Origin of the sequence: Thermomicrobium roseum DSM 5159, assembly GCF_000021685.1 — a bacterium.
GTDB classification, from domain to species: domain Bacteria; phylum Chloroflexota; class Chloroflexia; order Thermomicrobiales; family Thermomicrobiaceae; genus Thermomicrobium; species Thermomicrobium roseum.
Genome location: NC_011959.1, coordinates 664,940 through 681,560 on the forward strand (window position 1 = coordinate 664,940; position 16,621 = coordinate 681,560).

General features: G+C 62.4%; 17 protein-coding genes and 4 tRNA genes. 16 read left to right on the forward strand and 5 right to left on the reverse strand.

What is annotated here, in order from left to right; translation table 11 throughout:
* Window position 1 precedes the first annotated feature (1 nt).
* Complete coding sequence (locus TRD_RS03065; RefSeq protein ID WP_012642065.1) at window positions 2–226, forward strand: putative signal transducing protein; 225 nt, start codon at window positions 2–4, stop codon at window positions 224–226.
* Window positions 227–231: 5 nt separating this feature from the next.
* On the opposite strand, the gene mfd is transcribed toward TRD_RS03065, so the two are convergent.
* Window positions 232–3,705: a transcription-repair coupling factor gene (gene mfd / locus TRD_RS03070; protein ID WP_041435940.1), complete on the reverse strand. Its 3,474-nt coding sequence runs from the start codon at window positions 3,703–3,705 to the stop codon at window positions 232–234.
* Window positions 3,706–3,815: 110 nt separating this feature from the next.
* Between mfd and TRD_RS03075 the strand changes: the two genes are divergently transcribed.
* The 15 genes from TRD_RS03075 (at window position 3,816) to TRD_RS03145 (ending at window position 11,751) form a co-directional block, all read left to right on the forward strand.
* A complete protein-coding gene (locus TRD_RS03075; protein ID WP_012642067.1) occupies window positions 3,816–4,415 on the forward strand; it encodes a ComEA family DNA-binding protein in 600 nt (199 codons plus the stop codon).
* Window positions 4,412–5,749, forward strand: a complete 1,338-nt coding sequence (locus TRD_RS13510; protein ID WP_012642068.1) for a ComEC/Rec2 family competence protein — start codon at window positions 4,412–4,414, stop codon at window positions 5,747–5,749. The genes TRD_RS03075 and TRD_RS13510 overlap by 4 nt, the downstream gene beginning before the upstream one ends.
* A 30-nt stretch (window positions 5,750–5,779) precedes the next feature.
* Window positions 5,780–5,852: transfer RNA gene (locus TRD_RS03085), tRNA-Thr, on the forward strand.
* A gap of 17 nt (window positions 5,853–5,869) precedes the next feature.
* Window positions 5,870–5,950 (forward strand) — tRNA-Tyr (locus TRD_RS03090).
* 91 nt (window positions 5,951–6,041) lie between these two features.
* Complete coding sequence (tuf, locus tag TRD_RS03095) at window positions 6,042–7,244, forward strand: elongation factor Tu (RefSeq protein ID WP_012642069.1); 1,203 nt, start codon at window positions 6,042–6,044, stop codon at window positions 7,242–7,244.
* Window positions 7,245–7,283: 39 nt separating this feature from the next.
* On the forward strand, window positions 7,284–7,454 hold the full coding sequence (gene rpmG, locus TRD_RS03100) for a 50S ribosomal protein L33 (RefSeq protein WP_012642070.1): 171 nt from the start codon (window positions 7,284–7,286) through the stop codon (window positions 7,452–7,454).
* A 23-nt stretch (window positions 7,455–7,477) separates the two neighbouring features.
* A tRNA-Trp gene (locus TRD_RS03105) sits at window positions 7,478–7,550 on the forward strand.
* Window positions 7,551–7,671: 121 nt separating this feature from the next.
* Window positions 7,672–7,941, forward strand: a complete 270-nt coding sequence (gene secE / locus TRD_RS03110) for a preprotein translocase subunit SecE (protein WP_012642071.1) — start codon at window positions 7,672–7,674, stop codon at window positions 7,939–7,941.
* Window positions 7,942–7,946: 5 nt separating this feature from the next.
* Window positions 7,947–8,534 (forward strand): transcription termination/antitermination protein NusG, encoded by a 588-nt coding sequence (gene nusG / locus TRD_RS03115; protein WP_041436431.1) that lies wholly within the window; start codon window positions 7,947–7,949, stop codon window positions 8,532–8,534.
* 66 nt (window positions 8,535–8,600) lie between these two features.
* Window positions 8,601–9,026, forward strand: coding sequence for a 50S ribosomal protein L11 (gene rplK / locus TRD_RS03120; RefSeq protein WP_012642073.1), 426 nt, complete (start codon window positions 8,601–8,603; stop codon window positions 9,024–9,026).
* 52 nt (window positions 9,027–9,078) lie between these two features.
* On the forward strand, window positions 9,079–9,804 hold the full coding sequence (gene rplA, locus TRD_RS03125; RefSeq protein WP_012642074.1) for a 50S ribosomal protein L1: 726 nt from the start codon (window positions 9,079–9,081) through the stop codon (window positions 9,802–9,804).
* Window positions 9,805–9,962: 158 nt separating this feature from the next.
* Entirely contained in the window at window positions 9,963–10,502 is a 540-nt protein-coding gene (rplJ, locus tag TRD_RS03130; RefSeq protein ID WP_012642075.1) for a 50S ribosomal protein L10, read from the forward strand.
* Between the two features lie 39 nt (window positions 10,503–10,541).
* Window positions 10,542–10,940 carry a 50S ribosomal protein L7/L12 gene (gene rplL, locus TRD_RS03135; RefSeq protein ID WP_012642076.1) on the forward strand — a complete coding sequence of 133 codons (399 nt, stop codon included), beginning with the start codon at window positions 10,542–10,544 and terminating at the stop codon, window positions 10,938–10,940.
* 65 nt (window positions 10,941–11,005) lie between these two features.
* Window positions 11,006–11,079: transfer RNA gene (locus tag TRD_RS03140), tRNA-Pro, on the forward strand.
* 48 nt (window positions 11,080–11,127) lie between these two features.
* Complete coding sequence (locus TRD_RS03145; protein ID WP_012642077.1) at window positions 11,128–11,751, forward strand: ANTAR domain-containing response regulator; 624 nt, start codon at window positions 11,128–11,130, stop codon at window positions 11,749–11,751.
* Window positions 11,752–11,820: 69 nt separating this feature from the next.
* On the opposite strand, the gene TRD_RS03150 is transcribed toward TRD_RS03145, so the two are convergent.
* From TRD_RS03150 to TRD_RS03165, 4 genes are all read right to left on the reverse strand, one after another.
* The gene (locus TRD_RS03150; protein WP_169302280.1) at window positions 11,821–13,116 is read right to left on the reverse strand and encodes a CdaR family protein; all 1,296 of its coding nucleotides are present in this window, start codon (window positions 13,114–13,116) and stop codon (window positions 11,821–11,823) included.
* A complete protein-coding gene (cdaA, locus tag TRD_RS03155) occupies window positions 13,067–13,981 on the reverse strand; it encodes a diadenylate cyclase CdaA (RefSeq protein ID WP_012642079.1) in 915 nt (304 codons plus the stop codon). The genes TRD_RS03150 and cdaA overlap by 50 nt, the downstream gene beginning before the upstream one ends.
* Window positions 13,982–14,096: 115 nt before the next feature.
* On the reverse strand, window positions 14,097–15,842 hold the full coding sequence (locus TRD_RS03160; protein ID WP_012642080.1) for a tetratricopeptide repeat protein: 1,746 nt from the start codon (window positions 15,840–15,842) through the stop codon (window positions 14,097–14,099).
* Between the two features lie 69 nt (window positions 15,843–15,911).
* Window positions 15,912–16,559, reverse strand: coding sequence for an ATP-binding protein (locus tag TRD_RS03165; protein WP_012642081.1), 648 nt, complete (start codon window positions 16,557–16,559; stop codon window positions 15,912–15,914).
* Between the last annotated feature and the right edge of the window lie 62 nt (window positions 16,560–16,621).

A 16,621-nucleotide genomic window follows, 5' to 3' on the forward strand; every position in this document is an offset into this window, starting at 1 on the left:
CATGACAGCGGACGATGAACTCGTGCAAGTGGCAGTGGCTCCGAACGAAATCGTTGCGGCCCTGTGGCAAGGTGCTCTGGAGGAAGAAGGGATACCGGTACTCGTCAAGGTATTAGGTTTGGGTTACGCATATTGGTCGCCTTTCGTCGCCGATCGCGCACTGTTCGTGCGTCGGCAGGATGCCGAGCGCGCCAAGGAAATCCTCGCGTCGCTGTCCGAGGAATGAACGCTTCACGTCGTGGTCAGGGCCGCATGTGGGGATATCAGGAGAACCGTCGCTCGCCGATGCTCGATCGCTCGAAGTACAGTGGTGACGGCCTCCCAGAGCGGCACCTCGAGGCGTGCGATGACGAGCCTGATCTGATGCGGGGTCACATAGACGCCGGAGCCGACTTGCCGACGAAGTTCCTCTTGATCGAGGCGAGTGCCCACGACTGGTCGAATGAAGAGTTCGCCATCACGCTCGATAAGCGAGGCGAGGCCGAGTCGATTTGCCCACAGCCGGAGCTGAGCGAGATCGACCAGCCGCTGGACGGGGTCCGGGAGCGGCCCGAAGCGATCGCGAATTTCCGACACGAGATCCTCGAGCTGTTCATCAGTCCGGATCTCAGCGAAGCGCTGGTACAAGCGCATGCGGATCGCTTCGTCCCCGCAATACTCGCTGGGGATGGTCGCCTCGATCGGCAAGTCGATGGTCACACTCGGCGCCTCATCGATCGGCCGTCCTTCGCGCAGTTCTTGGACCGCGCGCGCAAGGAGTTGGGTATAGAGCTCGAGGCCCACTGCCGCGATATGACCGCTCTGCTCTGGACCCAAAATATTGCCCGCGCCGCGGATCTCGAGATCGCGGAGCGCGATCTGGAGTCCGGCACCGAGTTCCGTCGCTTCTTGTATTGCCTCCAGGCGTGCCCGTGCTTCGGCTGAGAGTGGGCGCCGGTCGTCGTACAAGAGATAGGCATACGCGCGCTGATGGCTTCGCCCCACGCGCCCGCGCAGTTGGTAGAGTTGGGTGAGACCGAGCTGCTGTGCCTGGTCGATGATGATCGTGTTGACCGAGGGAATGTCGACGCCCGATTCGATGATGGCGGTACAGATGAGCACGTCGTATTTCCGCTCGATGAAGTCGACGATGATGCGCTCCAGTTCCTGTTCTGGCATTTGTCCGTGCGCGACCGCGAAACGGGCTTCGGGAACCAAGCCTCTCAAACGCTGAGCGAAATCCAGAATCGAGTGAACGCGGTTGTGAACGACGTAGACCTGTCCGCCGCGTGCGATTTCACGGAGAATCGCTTCACGGATGACGGAATCACGTGCTGGCGTCACGAAGGTGCGCACCGGCGTGCGGTCGACGGGTGGAGTGGCGATGACAGAAAGATCACGCACCCCGGACAGTGCCAAATAGAGCGTGCGGGGGATCGGCGTGGCGGTCATGGTCAAGACATCGACGTTGGTGCGGAGTCGCTTGAAGTGCTCCTTGTGGGCGACCCCGAAGCGATGCTCCTCGTCGATGATGACGAGGCCGAGGCGCTTGAAGGCGACGTCACGCTGCAGCAATCGGTGGGTACCGATCACGATGTCGACGGTACCAGCGCGAAGTCCCTCGATGATCGCTCGTTGTTCGCGCTTGCTGCGCAGACGCGAGAGCATCTCGATGCGCACGGGATAGGAAGCGAGCCGCTCGCGGAACGTGTTGTAGTGCTGAAGCGCGAGAACAGTCGTCGGGACAAGAATGGCGACTTGATACCCGTTATTGACCGCCTTGAAGGCGGCGCGCAGCGCGACTTCAGTTTTGCCGAAACCGACGTCTCCGCACAAGAGGCGATCCATCGGCCGAGGCCGCTCCATGTCGGCCTTTACCTCCTGGATGGCGCGCCATTGATCAGGGGTTTCCTCGTAGGGGAAACTCTCCTCGAGTTCGCGATCCCATTGGGTGTCGGGGCCGAAGGCAATACCGGGAGCGGCTTCGCGCGCAGCATAGAGTTGCAGCAGTTCGAAGGCGAGTTCGCGGACTGCCTCGCGGACACGTCGCTTGACGCGTGACCACTCCGGCGAGCCGAGGCGCGTCAGCTTTGGTTCGCCGTCGAGACTCTCGTAGAGCGTGATGCGATCGAGTTGGTCAACGGGGAGATAGAGTCGATCGTTTTCGGCGTATTCGAGCAAGAGGTACTCGCGGTGCACCCCGTTGATCGTGAGATGGACGAGTCCCCCATAGCGTGCGATTCCGTGATCGACGTGAACGACGTATGCTCCAGGGACAAGCCGGCTGAGAAGATCGCTCGTCACCTCGAAGCGACGGCGACCGCGCGGGCGAGGCAACCGACGCAAACCGAACAGCTCGCGATCGGTTAAGAGGAGCAGGCGTGCTTCGCGATGTTTCCACCCGCCTGGAAGACGCCCCCGCGCGATAGTCGATGCTGCGATGCTCGCTGCCTCCGCGTACTGGGAACTCTCGCTCAGAAGGTGTGCCAAGCGGTCGGCTTGCTCGGTCACCAGTGTGACGGCGTAGTCCTCAGCGAGGAAGGGAGCGAGCACTGCGGGCAGTGTATCGAGCCGTCCAGCGATAGCGGGAATGTCCGTTGTAAAACCGAGATCGGATGGTATGTCGCCGTTCGCGGAGTCTCCCTGCTCTACCGTACCCAGCCAAAGAATCGGGTGAACTCGCAGTGAAGTCCAGATGCGATCGTCAGGATGATAGGGACGAGGTAGTCCTCGGGGAAGTTCACCGCTCAGCTCGCTGGTTTCACGGAGTTCTTCCGCTTGCTGCGTCAGTTGATCGATAGTCAGACGAACCGCTCCCGGGTCGACGACGACCACCGGGAACGATCGAGGAAAGCGATCGAGGAGAGAGGATGCTTCCGGGAAGACGAAGGGAAGGGCAAGTTCCGGTAGCGGTACGAGTTCCCCGCGTTCGATCTGCTGGCAGAGTCGTTCCCATTCTTCTCGTACTTCGGGACGGAGTGACGAGGTATCGAGTCGCCGCAGTTTTGTCGCGGCTGCCTGCAGCTGAGGGAGAGGTGCTTCACTGAGCGGCAAGAGCATGATGGAGTGGAGGCGATCGACCGAACGCTGAGTAGTCGGCTCGAAGCGCCGGATCGAATCGATCTCATCGCCGAAAAACTCGATCCGTACAGCGAGGTCGTTGCCGGGCGGCCACACATCGACGATGCCGCCCCGGCGACTGAAGGATCCAGGCTGTTGGACGAGCGGTACTGGTGCATACCCGGAATCGACCAGATAGTCGAGTACAGTTTGCAGTGCCATCTTCTGGCCGACCCGCAGCGTGAGCGGGCATCCCCGGAGAGATTCGTTCGGCGGGAGCAACTGCAGCAGTCCGCGGGCCGGTGCGATGAAGAGACCTGGGGACGGCTCAGTCATCCGCTGAAGAAACCAGCTTCGCTCAACGGCACTCGCTCGATCCTGTGCGAAGACGTCGTACGGGAGCGTTTCTGGGGCTTGCCAAACCTCGACGGGGATCTCGCCGAGAAGCTGGCCGACGGCATCAGCGAGCTCGTCGGCGTGGGCTTGACGCGGCACGATGACGAGGAGCGGTCTGTCCAAGATGCGGGCGAGGGCCGCCAGGACTGCTGGGCGCGCGGCGACCGGGAGTTCCTCGGCCACGAGCGACTGCCCGCTCGCCAGCCGGCTGGCGACCGTGCGAATCGTTCGGGAACCGACGAGTGCGTTCGTGAGACGCTCGATGGTCATCTCGCCAATGATCGTTGGATACACGACAATACCAAACGCCCCAATCCCGGCCACCGGGCGGGGTGTTCGAGGCATCTTGTGCAACCATACCATGCTGGAAGAGCGAGAACATGACGCAGTCGCGATGGATCACGAGCCGGCGCGCTTTTGGGTTGGGTCTCCTCGTGGGGATGATGGTCGGCCTCGGAGCGGCGCAGCTGATCATGCGGCGCGAACCGGATCTGGTGCTGCGCGTGGAGCCGCTGGCGAGTCCGACGGCGGTGGTCGTTTACGTCACCGGCGCGGTTGCCCGACCTGGGCTGTACACGGTGGGAAGCGAGGCTCGGGTGGCGGAGGTCGTGGAGCAGGCCGGGCCGCTTCCCGAAGCGGACCTGTCGCGCGTCCAGATGGCAGCGCGCCTTCAAGATGGGCAGATGGTGGTCGTGCCGGTTCGGGCGAGCCCGGATCTCGGTCACGCTCGAGGTGATGCAGCTGGCTCGTCGACGGAGCCGACTGTTTCAGCCGAACAACTGATCGATATCAATCGAGCTACAGTGGAAGACCTGCAACGGCTGCCAGGGGTCGGACCGATCCTGGCCCAGCGCATCGTCAGTTACCGTGAAACGCACGGACCCTTCCAGAGTCCCGAGCAACTGGCTGAGGTTCCTGGTATCTCGCCTCGTATGGTCGACGAGTGGGCTGGGCTGATCACGGTGGGAACGACCGAGTGACCGGCGCGTGGGTCGCCTTCGGTTTCGTGATCGGGGCGGCGGGAGCAACCGTCGGTATGCTCCCTGCCCTGGGTATCGTTGCCGCGAGCGTGGCTATCGCCTGGGTCTTCGCCCGCGATGAGCGTCGGGTCCTGGTGACCAGTTTCCTGGTCGTGTCGGGATTCACTCTCGGGCTGGCGCGGTACGCTATGTGGGAGCCGGCGAGCGATCGGCTAGCGGAAGGAAGAGGGAAGGTACTCTGGATCGACGACACTTCCTCTCTTCAGCGACTGGTCGCGTTGCGCGATGACGGCCGACTGGTCGGACTCCAGGTCGACGGTCGGTTGGAACTCCTGCCAGGTGAGCCAATCGCCTGGCGTGGCGAGTACCGAGTCGACCGGACGCGCCTGGACGGCGTTCCGGTCGCTGGGATGTACCACGTTTCGGCGGAGGATGTCCAGCGCGGTCAGCGCGAGGGCGTTCTGCAGTCGGTGCGGAACCGGGTGCGTTCGACAGTACTGCGCGGTGTTCCCGAGCCGAGCGGCTCGCTGGCACTCGGCATCCTGACCGGGGATGACCGCGGTTTGTCGCGGTCAACGCGGCTGGTACTTCGCGAGGCGGGGCTTTCTCACCTGACAGCCGTGAGCGGCTGGAACGTTGCCGTCGTGACGGCTTTCGCTGACGGACTGTTATCGGTACTGCGTGCGAGACGATGGATCCGGCCGCTCGCGATTTTGGCTCTAGTCTGGGGGTACGCGACGCTGACCGGTCTCGAGCCACCCGTCATCCGGGCAGCAGCGATGGCAAGCTTGTACGTGCTCGCTCGCTGGCGTGGGTGGCCCCGCGAGCCGCTGAACGCGCTCGGTTGGGCAGTCGTCCTCGTTCTCATTCTTCGACCGGAGCTGCTCGCTTCGCTGGCATTTCAACTTTCGGCGCTGGCAACGGCTGCACTGAGCGTCGGGCGCTTGCTCGTCGCTGGACGGCGCTGGGGGGAATTCATCCTGCTGCCGGTGGTCGTCCACGCTGTGGTGACCCCGTTGCTCCTGGCTCGCTTCGGAACCTATTCGCTCGTGGCACCGCTCGCCAACGTGCTGGTCGAACCGGTGGTTCCCTGGCTCTTGGCCGCGGGATTGATCGCCCTCATCGGTGGCGTGATGCCCTGGCTGGCCAGTGTGTTCGGGGTGCCGGCATGGATCCTGGGGCACTGGATCGTCCTGGTCGGCGACATGGCCGGGCGGTTGCCCGGTGGAACGGGAACGAGCATGGCGCCACCGATCGAGTGGATCGAGTGGGTCTACGCGTTGGCGGGAGCGGGCATGCTGGCTTGGATTGACAGGCGAGCGACGGCACCGTAGAATTGCGGCTGGTGCTGGCGCGGTGCGCAGGCCGGTGTAGCTCAATGGGCAGAGCAGCGGTTTTGTAAACCGCGGGTTGTGGGTTCGAGTCCCACCATCGGCTCTACCAGTACCAGTCACGGGGGGATGCCCGAGTGGCCAAAGGGGCCTGGCTGTAAACTAGGTGCGAAAGCTGCGGGGGTTCGAATCCCTCTCCCCCCACCGGAAGGCGCGGACGCGCGAATGGGCCCACGGGTGAGGCACGTGGGCTCTTTGGTGTGGAGATCTGTGAAGGGATCGAGGAGGACTGTCGATGAGCAAGCCGCGATTTGAGCGGACGAAGCCGCACGTGAATGTGGGGACGATTGGGCATGTGGATCATGGGAAGACGACGTTGACGGCGGCGATCACGAAGGTGTTGAGCTTCAAGGGGTGGGCGAACTTCAAGCCGTACGAGCAGATCGACAAGGCGCCGGAGGAGCGGGCGCGGGGGATCACGATCGCGATCAGCCATGTGGAGTATGAGACGGAGAAGCGGCACTATGCGCATGTGGATTGTCCGGGGCATGCGGACTACATCAAGAACATGATCACGGGTGCGGCGCAGATGGATGGGGCGATCTTGGTGGTGAGTGCGCCGGATGGGCCGATGCCGCAGACGCGGGAGCATATTTTGCTGGCGCGGCAGGTAGAGGTGCCGGCGATCGTGGTGTTTTTGAACAAGGTTGACATGCTGGATGATCCGGAGTTGTTGGAGCTGGTGGAGCTGGAGGTGCGGGAGCTGTTGAGCCAGTATGGGTATCCGGGGGAGAGCGTGCCGGTGGTGCGGGGGTCGGCGCTGCGGGCGTTGGAGTCGGCGTCGACCGATCCGGAGGCGCCGGAGTATGCGCCGATCTGGGAGCTGTTGCGGGTGGTGGACGAGTACATCCCGACGCCGGTGCGGGCGGTGGACAAGCCGTTTTTGATGCCGATCGAGGACGTGTTTGGGATCAAGGGGCGCGGGACGGTGGTGACGGGCCGGGTCGAGCGTGGGCGGCTGCGGCCTGGGGAGACGGTGGAGATTGTGGGGCTGGGGCCGACGCGGCAGACGGTGGTGACGTCGATCGAGATGTTCCAGAAGGTATTGGACGAGGCGGTGGCGGGGGACAACATCGGGTGCTTGTTGCGGGGGATCGAGCGGGACGAGGTGGAGCGGGGGCAGGTGCTGGCGGCGCCGGGGTCGATCACGCCGCATCGGGAGTTTGAGGCGGAGGTGTACGTGTTGTCGAAGGAGGAGGGGGGGCGGCACACGCCGTTCTTTGCGGGGTATCGGCCGCAGTTTTACATTCGGACGACGGATGTGACGGGGGAAGTGGTGGGGTTGCCGGAGGGGGTGGAGATGGTGATGCCGGGGGACAACGTGCGGCTGCGGGTGGAGTTGGACAAGCCGGTGGCGCTGGAGGAAGGGTCGCGCTTTGCCATCCGGGAAGGTGGCCGCACGGTCGGCGCCGGCGTCGTCACCAAGATCATCAAGTAGTGTGCAGGGACTGGCACCGGACGCAGGAGTTGTGGTATCATGGCAAAGAAAGCGAAGGCCGACCGGGTCATTATCACGTTGGAGTGCACGGCCTGCCGCGAGCGGAATTACGTGACGCAGAAGAACCGGCGCAACGATCCCGGGCGGTTGGAGCTCCGAAAATACTGTCCGCGGTGCCGCCGTCATCAGGTGCATCGCGAGACGCGGTGAGCAGGGTCCGGCCGGGGCAGTACAGGGTCGTAGCTCAAGTGGCAGAGCAGCGGTCTCCAAAACCGCAGGTTGGGGGTTCGAGTCCCTCCGGCCCTGCCGAGGCACCGAGCAGTTTCTCGCCCCGGCTGGATCGAGCGGAAGGGGCTGAGCAGGGCTGCTCGCCCCTTTTGTCTGTTCCCGAGTGCGGAGCGGTCGGTCAGCGACGAGGGTGGTCGAGATGACAACGAAGACGCAGAGTCCGGCGCGGGCGGCGAGCAAAGCGAAGCCACAGGAGCGTCCGGCGAAAAGCAAGTCCGGGCGGCTCGTCGCGCTCCGTCGCTTGATCGCTGATCTGCGGTCGGAATGGCGCAAGATCACCTGGCCGGATCGCGAGACGACCCGCAAGCTGACGCTGCTGGTCATCGGATTGGCCACCGTTCTCGGTCTGATCCTCGGTGCAGTCGATGCCATCTTCGTACGACTCTGGAATCTTCTCGGAGGGCTGTGAGCACGATGTCGCGATCGCTACGAGAGCGCTTGGCACAGAAGCGTGGTGTTGTTCGAGAAGGTGATCAGCAGGGGGAATGGTACGTCCTGCATACCTACTCTGGATACGAGAACAAGGTGCGGCAGAACCTTTTGCACCGCGTCGAGACGATGGATGTTGCCGATAAAGTGTTCGAAGTCGTGATTCCCATGCAGGAAGAGATCGAGATTCGCGGTGGTCAGCGTCATACCGTCCAGCGAAAGGTGTTTCCCGGATACGTTCTGGTTCGGATGATTCTCGACGATGAGTCGTGGCATGTCGTTCGCAATACCCCGGGTGTCACTGGATTCGTGGGGGTTGGGAATCGCCCGGTGCCGCTCGACCGGGCGGAGGCGGAAGCGATCATCCGCGGTGCCAAGGCGGAGCAGCCGAAGGTGCGGATGACGCTGTTGCCCGGGGATGTGGTGCGGATCATCGACGGGCCATTCACGGACTTCCGCGGAGTCGTGGACGAAGTGGACAACGAGAAGGGCAAAGTGCGCGTTCTCGTGTCGTTCTTCGGGCGCGAGACACCGGTTACTTTGGACTTCCTCCAGGTCGAGCGGGAAACGTAATCAGAGGCCGCAGCGTAGGCCTCCACGCTGCGGCCTCGTCATGTCTTTGAGCGGGGAAGGTGAGCGATGGCGAAGAAGGTCAAAGCAATCGTCAAATTGCAGTTGCCGGCGGGCAAGGCCACGCCGGCGCCGCCGGTTGGCCCAGCCTTGGGTCAACACGGTGTTCCGATCATGAACTTCGTGAAGGAATATAACGAGAAAACTGCGCATCTCGCCGGACAGATCATTCCGGTCGTCGTCACGATCTACGAAGATCGCTCCTTCACGTTCGTGTTGAAGACACCGCCTGCTGCCGATCTCCTGCGCCGGGCGGCGGGGATCGAAAAGGGGGCGGCCGATCCCAAGCGCCAAAAGGTCGGTCGGGTAACGCGAGAGCAGATCCGAGAGATCGCGCAACTCAAGATGCCGGACCTGAACGCACGCGACCTCGAGGCAGCCATGCGCATGATCGAGGGAACGGCGCGCAGTATGGGCATCGAGGTCGTGGGCTGAAGAGTCGTGGGAGGAGCTGACTGGCTCCGTTCGAACCACAGGGGGTTATACTATGCCGAAGCATGGCAAGAAATATCTGGAAGCACTCAAGCTCGTCGATGTGACGCGGCGCTACTCGCCCAAGGAGGCAGTCGAACTGGTCAAGAAGGTCGCTCATGCGGACTTCGACGAGAGCATTGACCTCCACATCAAGTTGAACATCGATCCACGCCACGCCGACCAAAACGTCCGCGGGACGGTGACACTCCCCCACGGGACGGGCCGGACACCGCGCGTGTTGGTGTTCGCGGTGGGTGAAGCTGCTCGGATCGCGGAAGAGGCCGGCGCGGATTACGTGGGAAGCGATGACTTGATCCGCCAGATCGAAGGAGGCTGGTTGGAATTCGATGCGGCGATCGCTATGGCCGATCAGATGGGGAAGGTTGGTCCCCTGGGTAGGATCCTGGGGCGACGTGGCTTGATGCCGAATCCCCGAACCGGGACGGTCGTCCGAAATCCGGAAGACTTGCCGGCCGTGATCCGCGAAATCAAAGGTGGCCGTGTCGAATTCCGCAACGATCGAACCGGGAACATCCACCTCCAAATCGGCCGGAAGAGTTTCACTGACCAGCAGCTGCTCGAGAATTTGTACGTCGCCGTGGACGCCATCGCGCGGGCGCGACCGCAAGCTGTCAAGGGCCAGTTCTTTCAATCCATGACCATCGCTCCGACGATGGGCCCGGGTATTCCGTTGGACGTCGCCACCACGGTGGAGGAAGCACGGCAGTTCGTGACGTGATACACTCTGTCGCGACGATGCCGCGCCGATGACAGCTGGGGCGCGTGGCGCTTAATCGATCCAGCCGAGGCGCGGGGAGGACGGACGACAGCGAAACCGCAGTCGCACGTGCCCCCTGCGTTCCGACGCAGGGGGTCTCGTTTCGAGAGGAGGTGCTCGTGCCGACTCCGGAGAAAGCAAGACAAATCGAGGAGATCAGCGAGATCCTGCGCACGGCGAGCCTGGCGATTCTGACCGACTATCGCGGGCTGAGCGTCGCGGACATGACGGCATTTCGTCGTCGGTTGCAAGAACAGCAGGCCAATTTCCGGGTCGTCAAGAATACCCTGACCCGGATCGCTGCTGAGCGGACCGGAACAGAGGTCATCACACCCCTCCTGGAAGGGCCGACCGCGCTAGTCTATTCGATGGGTGACCCAGTTGCGGCGGCGAAGTTGACACTCGAGTTCGCGCGCCAGTCGCGCATTCTGTCCGTGAAGGGTGGACTCCTCGCTGGTCGTCTCTTGAGTGCTGCCGATGTGGAGGCGCTCGCGACGCTGCCGCCACGCGAGGAGTTGCTCGCGAAGGTGGTCGGTGGCTTGCAGGCACCGCTCTATGGTTTGGTATCGGTGCTGAGTGGCCCAATACGAGGTCTTCTCTATGTCCTACAGGCGCGTGTGCGCCAGTTGGGCGGTGAGGAGGCTGCCGAAGCTGCGTGAGGACGGGTCGAGTCGGACGTGTGACGGGAGGATCGTACGATGGCAGTTGGACAGGAAAAGCTCGAAGAGATCATCCAAGCGATCGAGCAGATGACGGTGCTGGAACTGTCCCAGCTCGTCAAGGCGCTCGAGGAACGATTCGGCGTGACCGCCGCCCCAGTGGCGGTCGCAGCGGCTCCCGCGGCTGGTGCTGCGCCAGCTGCGGCGGCGCCGGCTGAGGAAGAGAAGACCGAGTTCGATGTGATCCTGAGCGATGTCGGCCCCAACAAGATCCAGGTGATCAAAGTGGTGCGTGAACTGACGCAGCTCGGGCTGAAAGAAGCGAAGGATCTCGTGGAAGCAGCTCCGAAGCCGGTCAAGCAGGGGGTATCCAAGCAGGAAGCTGAGACGATCAAGCAGAAGCTGGAAGCAGTCGGAGCCAAGGTCGAGATCAAGTAGCGACGACGGGCCGGGACGCTCACTGGCGTCCCGGCCCGTCCCTATGCTATACTGGCAGCGAACTTCGGGGCGTGGCGCAGCCCGGTAGCGCACCGGTATGGGGTACCGGAGGTCGGAGGTTCAAATCCTCTCGCCCCGACTGACTGGGCCGCACCATGGGTGCGGCCTTCTCGCACGAGGGAACGTGGTGACCGCGACGGCAGCGACTCCGATCCGAATTCTCATCGCGGACGACGAGCCGATCATCCGGCTCGATCTCCGCGAACTTTTGACCTCGCTCGGCTATGATGTGGTCGGGGAAGCGGCCGATGGACGCACAGCCGTCGAGCTTGCTCGCAAGCTGAAGCCTGACCTCGTCATCCTGGATATCAAAATGCCAGAAGTCGATGGCATCGATGCGGCAGAAGTTCTCCATCGCGAGCGATTGGCGCCGGTAGTGTTGCTGACCGCCTATAGCGAGCGCGAGCTGGTCGAGCGTGCACGGCGTGCTGGGGTAGCGGGTTATCTCGTCAAACCCTTCCGGGAAAGCGAGATCATGCCGGTGATCGAGCTCGCACTGGCACGTTTCCAGGAGGTGCAACGTCTCGAGCGCCAAGTCGTGGAACTTCAGGATGCCTTGGAAGCTCGCAAGCTGATCGAACGGGCCAAGGGCATCCTCATGCAGGTACATGGCCTGAGTGAGGCCGAGGCATTCCAACGAATGCGCCGACTGAGTATGGATAGCCGCAAGTCGATGCGCGAGATCGCAGAAGCGATCTTGCTTGCCCATCAGCTGGAGAGCAGCACGCGCTCGACCGAGCCCCGAACCTAATTTCTTCACGAAAAGTCCTTTTCCCAAGCAAAAGACGGCAGGGACTCATTTTCTCTCGTTGCAGGTCGCTCACGGTGTGGGAGACGGCGTTGGTTGCACTGACCGGATGGTCACTTGCACCACTTGGGGGGAGAGACGCTCGTACCGAACCTCGGGCGGAAGCGTCACTCGAACGGGAAGCTGATAAATTCCCTGCTCGGCATTCTCGACATCGACGATGACCAGGATATCACCCGGCTTCAGCTGCTCGAGCACGGTACTCGGTCCACTCACTTCGAGATCGACTGTGCTCGGTGTAAGCTCGACGGTGGTCCCCGGACGCGCGTTCACCACAGTGATCGGGAGACCTTGAAGTGATCGGGTTTCCTCAGCTCGCCGAATCTGGACGGAGACGTTGACCGTCTTCGGATCCACTGTAACCCCCGAAGGAAGCCTCGACGTATCGATAGGAACGTCCCACAGGATACGAGACTCGCTCCATCCTGACACATCGATCGGCGTGGTCGTGAGATATGGAATGGCAGCGAGTGCTGACTCGGGGCCTTCGATGACGACCTCGTCAGAGGGAAACACTGTCGGAGGACCAGCGAGTTCGTACCCGGGGGCGAGTTTGTCTGCACCGACGATGGTCGGGACAACCCTTCGCACTTGGCCGCGCACGCGCAGTTGCACCGAGACGACCGCCGTCGATGGCTCGACGGTGATACCCGGCACAGTCACACCGTTGGCATCGACTGGGATGAGGGTAACACTCTCCTGGAAACTTTCCGTCCGACCGGCTAGTTGGAGCGGAGCCGTCACGCGGGCAATGTTCTCTACCCGCTGTTGCGGACCCCGAACGATCACCGTCGCTGGGTCAAGAGTTGTGGAGAGCACCTGGAGATTGGGTGGAATTTGGCCAGTAAAGATGACCTGGACCGGCACGTCGCCACGTTCCACGAGACGGTCGATCTGAACCGTTACTTCCTGGGGAACAACCTCGCGGAGGCGTAATCGGCTGGGAAGCTGAACACGCACTGGCCGGATGTATGTTCCTGGACTGTCGACATCACGCAGGTCGATCCACGCTTGGATGGCGCCGCTTTCGAACGATTGGACACGACTCTGCGCACCCTGGATCCGGACGGTTACGGTCGGCAATTCGCTGGTGACGACGAGTTGAGGAGAAAGGCCACGGGGCAAGACAGGCACGTTCGAGATCGTCCGTTGCGTCTCCGGATCGTTCGTCGCTTCGACCCAAGCCCAGAGCCCGAAGGCGAGAACGAAAGCGAGCGCGAGGCGAGCGACAGTCTCCCGACGCAGCGATGGTCGCACGCTAGCCCATGCGTGACGGAGAGGCCGGAGTATCCTCGCGCGTCGTTGCACCGGTCGGTTCCCTTCTTCGTTTCGCATCGGGAGCGTCTGTACCGCTCGCGGATGACGCTAGCAAGGTCGAGAGACGTCGTCGGCCGGTTCCTTCGACATGGAGGAGTGCGCGCAAGGCACGGCGAAGGCGTTCGATATCGATGTTTCGATACAACCGGCCATTCACGGCGAGAGAAATCTGTCCACTCTCCTCCGAGACGATGATCGCGATGGCATCCGACTCCTCGGTAATGCCGACGCCGGCGCGGTGGCGTGTGCCGAGTTGGGGATCGGTCAAGTTCTCGCTGAGGGGCAGAACACACCCGGCAGCGAGTATCCGGTTGCCACGGATGATAACCGCTCCGTCGTGCAGCGGCGAGTTCGGGAAGAAGATGTTGACCAAGAGTTGTTGTGTGAGGGCCGCATCGAGGGGGATGCCACGATCCGCGTAGTCTTGAAGACCCGTCTCACGCTCGATGACGATGAGGGCACCATAATGGAGCCGGGCCAACTGCGCGACAGCCTTGGTAATCTCCTCGATCGTTTCCTCCGTCTGCGGTTCGTGACTACCTAAAGGGGCGCGTAGCCAAGCCCCAGTATGCCCGAGCCGCTCGAGTGCGCGGCGCAGCTCGGGCTGGAAAACCACCGGTATCGCGACGATGAGCGCTGGGAGTGCCTGGCTCAAAAGCCAGTTCAACGCCTGGAGATGGAAGAGGTTCGCTGCGCCGACCACGAGGATAACGAAAATGACGAGACCACGGACGAGCTGGGCGGCTCTCGTTCCCTGGATGACCCACAAGAGCCAATAGAAAATGAGGGTCACAGACAGTATATCCACCAGGGCCCGCAGATCGATGCGGGTGAAAATCCAGGGTAGCTCGGGCATCGCGCTCGTCCCTGTTAGCCGCTACTCCAGCGCGCTGATCGAATTCTAACACCTGGTGCGCTCGCGGCCCCCGCGTCAGTGCGGGCGAAGAGGTAGCGCGTGGGGAGTGGAACGACTACGCCTGCCGATGAGTAGCCGCGCGCCCGTGCGCCTGGCGACGCAGGATCTGAAGTTCGTGTAACTGCGCACGAGCTGCGTCATCCGCAGGATCCAATGCAACGAGTTGCTCGGCCGTCGCCAGCGCATCGTCGAGACGGCGTTCTTGGAGGAATCGGCGGAGGGCTGTCCACAGCTGCGCTCGCGCCCGGTCGAGATGCCCAGCACGTAAGAGGGCGGTCGCTGCGGCGACGTGTCGCTCGGCGCTTCCCTCATCCGTCGTTGCCAGGAGTTCAGCGGCGAGTGCTAGTCGGGGTCGGTCGTCCGACATTTCAGCGAGTGTCTGCGCGCGCTCCAAGAGGGCGACAGACTGCGCGATCGCTCCTCGATCGTGCGCTCGTGTCGCTGCCGCGATGAGTGTATCAATCGCACGACTGGTACGGCCGGCTCGGGTCTCGGTGTTGATGACGAAATCGATCGCCGCATCCTCACCAGGGTCGACTCGTATCAGTTGGTGAAGAACGGAGAGGAGAGTCGTGCGATCGCCCTGCTGGTGCGCGAACTTCGCGGCGAGACGCAACACGCTACCTGCCGAGGCATGGAAGCCTGCGAGATCCAAGCGAGTGGCGAGTGCCGAGAGTTCCGCAGCCGTCGCCCCGCATGACTCGAGAAGACGAAGAGCCTGCCGGTGCCACGAAGGTATTTCGGAGCAGAGCGCATACTCCGCGATGGCCATGGGATTCAGTTCGGGAAGGAGAGTGCGTACGAGGGAGGCCTGCTCGTCGCTCTCGGTGAGAAGAGACATAAGGTCGGATAGCGCCTCGCTGAATGCCGCCGAATCGGTCCGATCGGGTCTTCCTGGAATGAGCAAGCCAGCAGCGAGCGCTCGCGCGATGCGCGATCCACTGCGAAACAGGACGTGCAGAGGCGGATCGATCGCGTGCACACCAACGTACCTGCTGAGGAGCGCGGCTATCAGTTGCGCGCGAGGATCGTCGTGTTCGAGATGAGCGACGATACGTTCGACGAACAGCTGCCGTGCCGAAGGATGGGGGAATGAGGAAAGTGCCCTGACGATCTTTTGGAGAAGAATCCAGCACGTCGGTTCAGGCGCGATCGTCGCCATTCGAGCGAGGAGTATCCATTGCCAGTATGTATACGGCTGCGGCCAGGTCTCGATGGGTCCGAGTCGGGTGATCGGGTCCGTTGCTCGGTTCTCCAGAGCCTCCTCGAGTAGAAGCCACCAGGCCTCTTCGTCCGAGCGATACGTTTCCATCCACGCGGCAAGGAATGTAGCCGCTGTCTCGTGTTTCCCCTGGTGAGAAAGAAGGCGCAATACGATGGGCAGATAGGCCTTGCGAAGCGCTGCTGGACCAGCGAGCAATTGTCGCGCCAGTTCTTCGAGTGAATGACGACCCTCGTGACTGACCAGCCAGTCGAGCAACATCGCTTCGGTAGGGGAGATCCACGCGGGATCGAGCTGTGATCGGCGCTGGAGCAGGCGCAAAAGAAGCCGAGCGCCGCGTCGATCGCCACGTAGGAGCACGATCTCGATGGCTCGAGCAGCGACTTCAGCATGGTCCGGTGCGACGGCGACAGCCTCGAGGAGCGCATCGATCGCCACGCCCCAGGCGTGCCTGCCAGCTGCCTTGCAGGCCTCCGTGAGCAGGGGCAAGGTCGGTGTCTCGAGCTCGAGGTGGCGATGAATCGCGCTCTCGAGCAAGTCACCTTCTGGGGTGGTCGCCCGTCCGTGTCGGTGGCTCATGAATCCTCGCGATCCCTGCCGTACCCTACATGGAGATTTCGGTAATATCGGGGAAACGCTTGAGAGTGGTCAGGAGGAGAGGCGAGAGCGCCGAAGCCGATAATCGCCAGCGCGAATGAAAACCGCGCGGCAAATCGCCCGGTCGCACAGACGAGAACGGATTCGCTCGTCGAGATCATCGAGATCGCGGTTCGTCGTGATGACAGTCGGCTTTCGCTGGTTGTACCGGTAATTGATGATCTGAAACAACTTCTCGGTCGCCCAAGGTGTCGTGTGCTCGGTTCCGAGGTCATCGAGGACGAGCAGGCCCGCATTGCGCACTTGCTCGAAGCGATTGTCGTAACTGTCGGTTCGGTCGGGTGCGAAGGTGGCACGCAGGTAATCCAAGAGATCGGGCACGACGGTAAAGAGGGGGAAGAGCCGCTGATGGTGGAGTACGTAGTTCGCGATTGCCGCAGCGAGATGAGTCTTCCCGCACCCGAAACCACCCATGAGAAGCAGCCATCCATCCGGGTTACGGGCATACTCGAGTGCGATCCGATAGGCATCGGCGACGCCCGGCACGGTTGGATCGAACGATTCGAAGGTCCAGTCCTCGAGCTGTTCGAGCCCACTCAGTTCCAAGTACTGGCGGAGCAGTTTTGCTTCGCGTTCGCGGATCTTGCACTCGCACGGAATGATCCGGCCGAAGTTCGGGTGACCGACCGGCACGTCCATACGGAGATAGCCTGCTCCCTTGCAAATGGGACAGTGGTCACCCGCTCGGGGATCCCGAGGTA

Bases quoted from the DNA above. Each gene is read 5' to 3' on its own strand.
- TRD_RS03065 (WP_012642065.1), top strand. From the start codon at position 2: ATGACAGCGGACGATGAACTCGTGCAAGTGGCAGTGGCTCCGAACGAA.
- mfd (WP_041435940.1), bottom strand. From the start codon at position 3,705: ATGACCATCGAGCGTCTCACGAACGCACTCGTCGGTTCCCGAACGATT.
- TRD_RS03075 (WP_012642067.1), top strand. From the start codon at position 3,816: ATGACGCAGTCGCGATGGATCACGAGCCGGCGCGCTTTTGGGTTGGGT.
- tuf (WP_012642069.1), top strand. From the start codon at position 6,042: ATGAGCAAGCCGCGATTTGAGCGGACGAAGCCGCACGTGAATGTGGGG.
- rpmG (WP_012642070.1), top strand. From the start codon at position 7,284: ATGGCAAAGAAAGCGAAGGCCGACCGGGTCATTATCACGTTGGAGTGC.
- secE (WP_012642071.1), top strand. From the start codon at position 7,672: ATGACAACGAAGACGCAGAGTCCGGCGCGGGCGGCGAGCAAAGCGAAG.
- nusG (WP_041436431.1), top strand. From the start codon at position 7,947: ATGTCGCGATCGCTACGAGAGCGCTTGGCACAGAAGCGTGGTGTTGTT.
- rplK (WP_012642073.1), top strand. From the start codon at position 8,601: ATGGCGAAGAAGGTCAAAGCAATCGTCAAATTGCAGTTGCCGGCGGGC.
- rplA (WP_012642074.1), top strand. From the start codon at position 9,079: ATGCCGAAGCATGGCAAGAAATATCTGGAAGCACTCAAGCTCGTCGAT.
- rplL (WP_012642076.1), top strand. From the start codon at position 10,542: ATGGCAGTTGGACAGGAAAAGCTCGAAGAGATCATCCAAGCGATCGAG.
- cdaA (WP_012642079.1), bottom strand. From the start codon at position 13,981: ATGCCCGAGCTACCCTGGATTTTCACCCGCATCGATCTGCGGGCCCTG.
- TRD_RS03160 (WP_012642080.1), bottom strand. From the start codon at position 15,842: ATGAGCCACCGACACGGACGGGCGACCACCCCAGAAGGTGACTTGCTC.
- TRD_RS03165 (WP_012642081.1), bottom strand. From the start codon at position 16,559: ATGGACGTGCCGGTCGGTCACCCGAACTTCGGCCGGATCATTCCGTGC.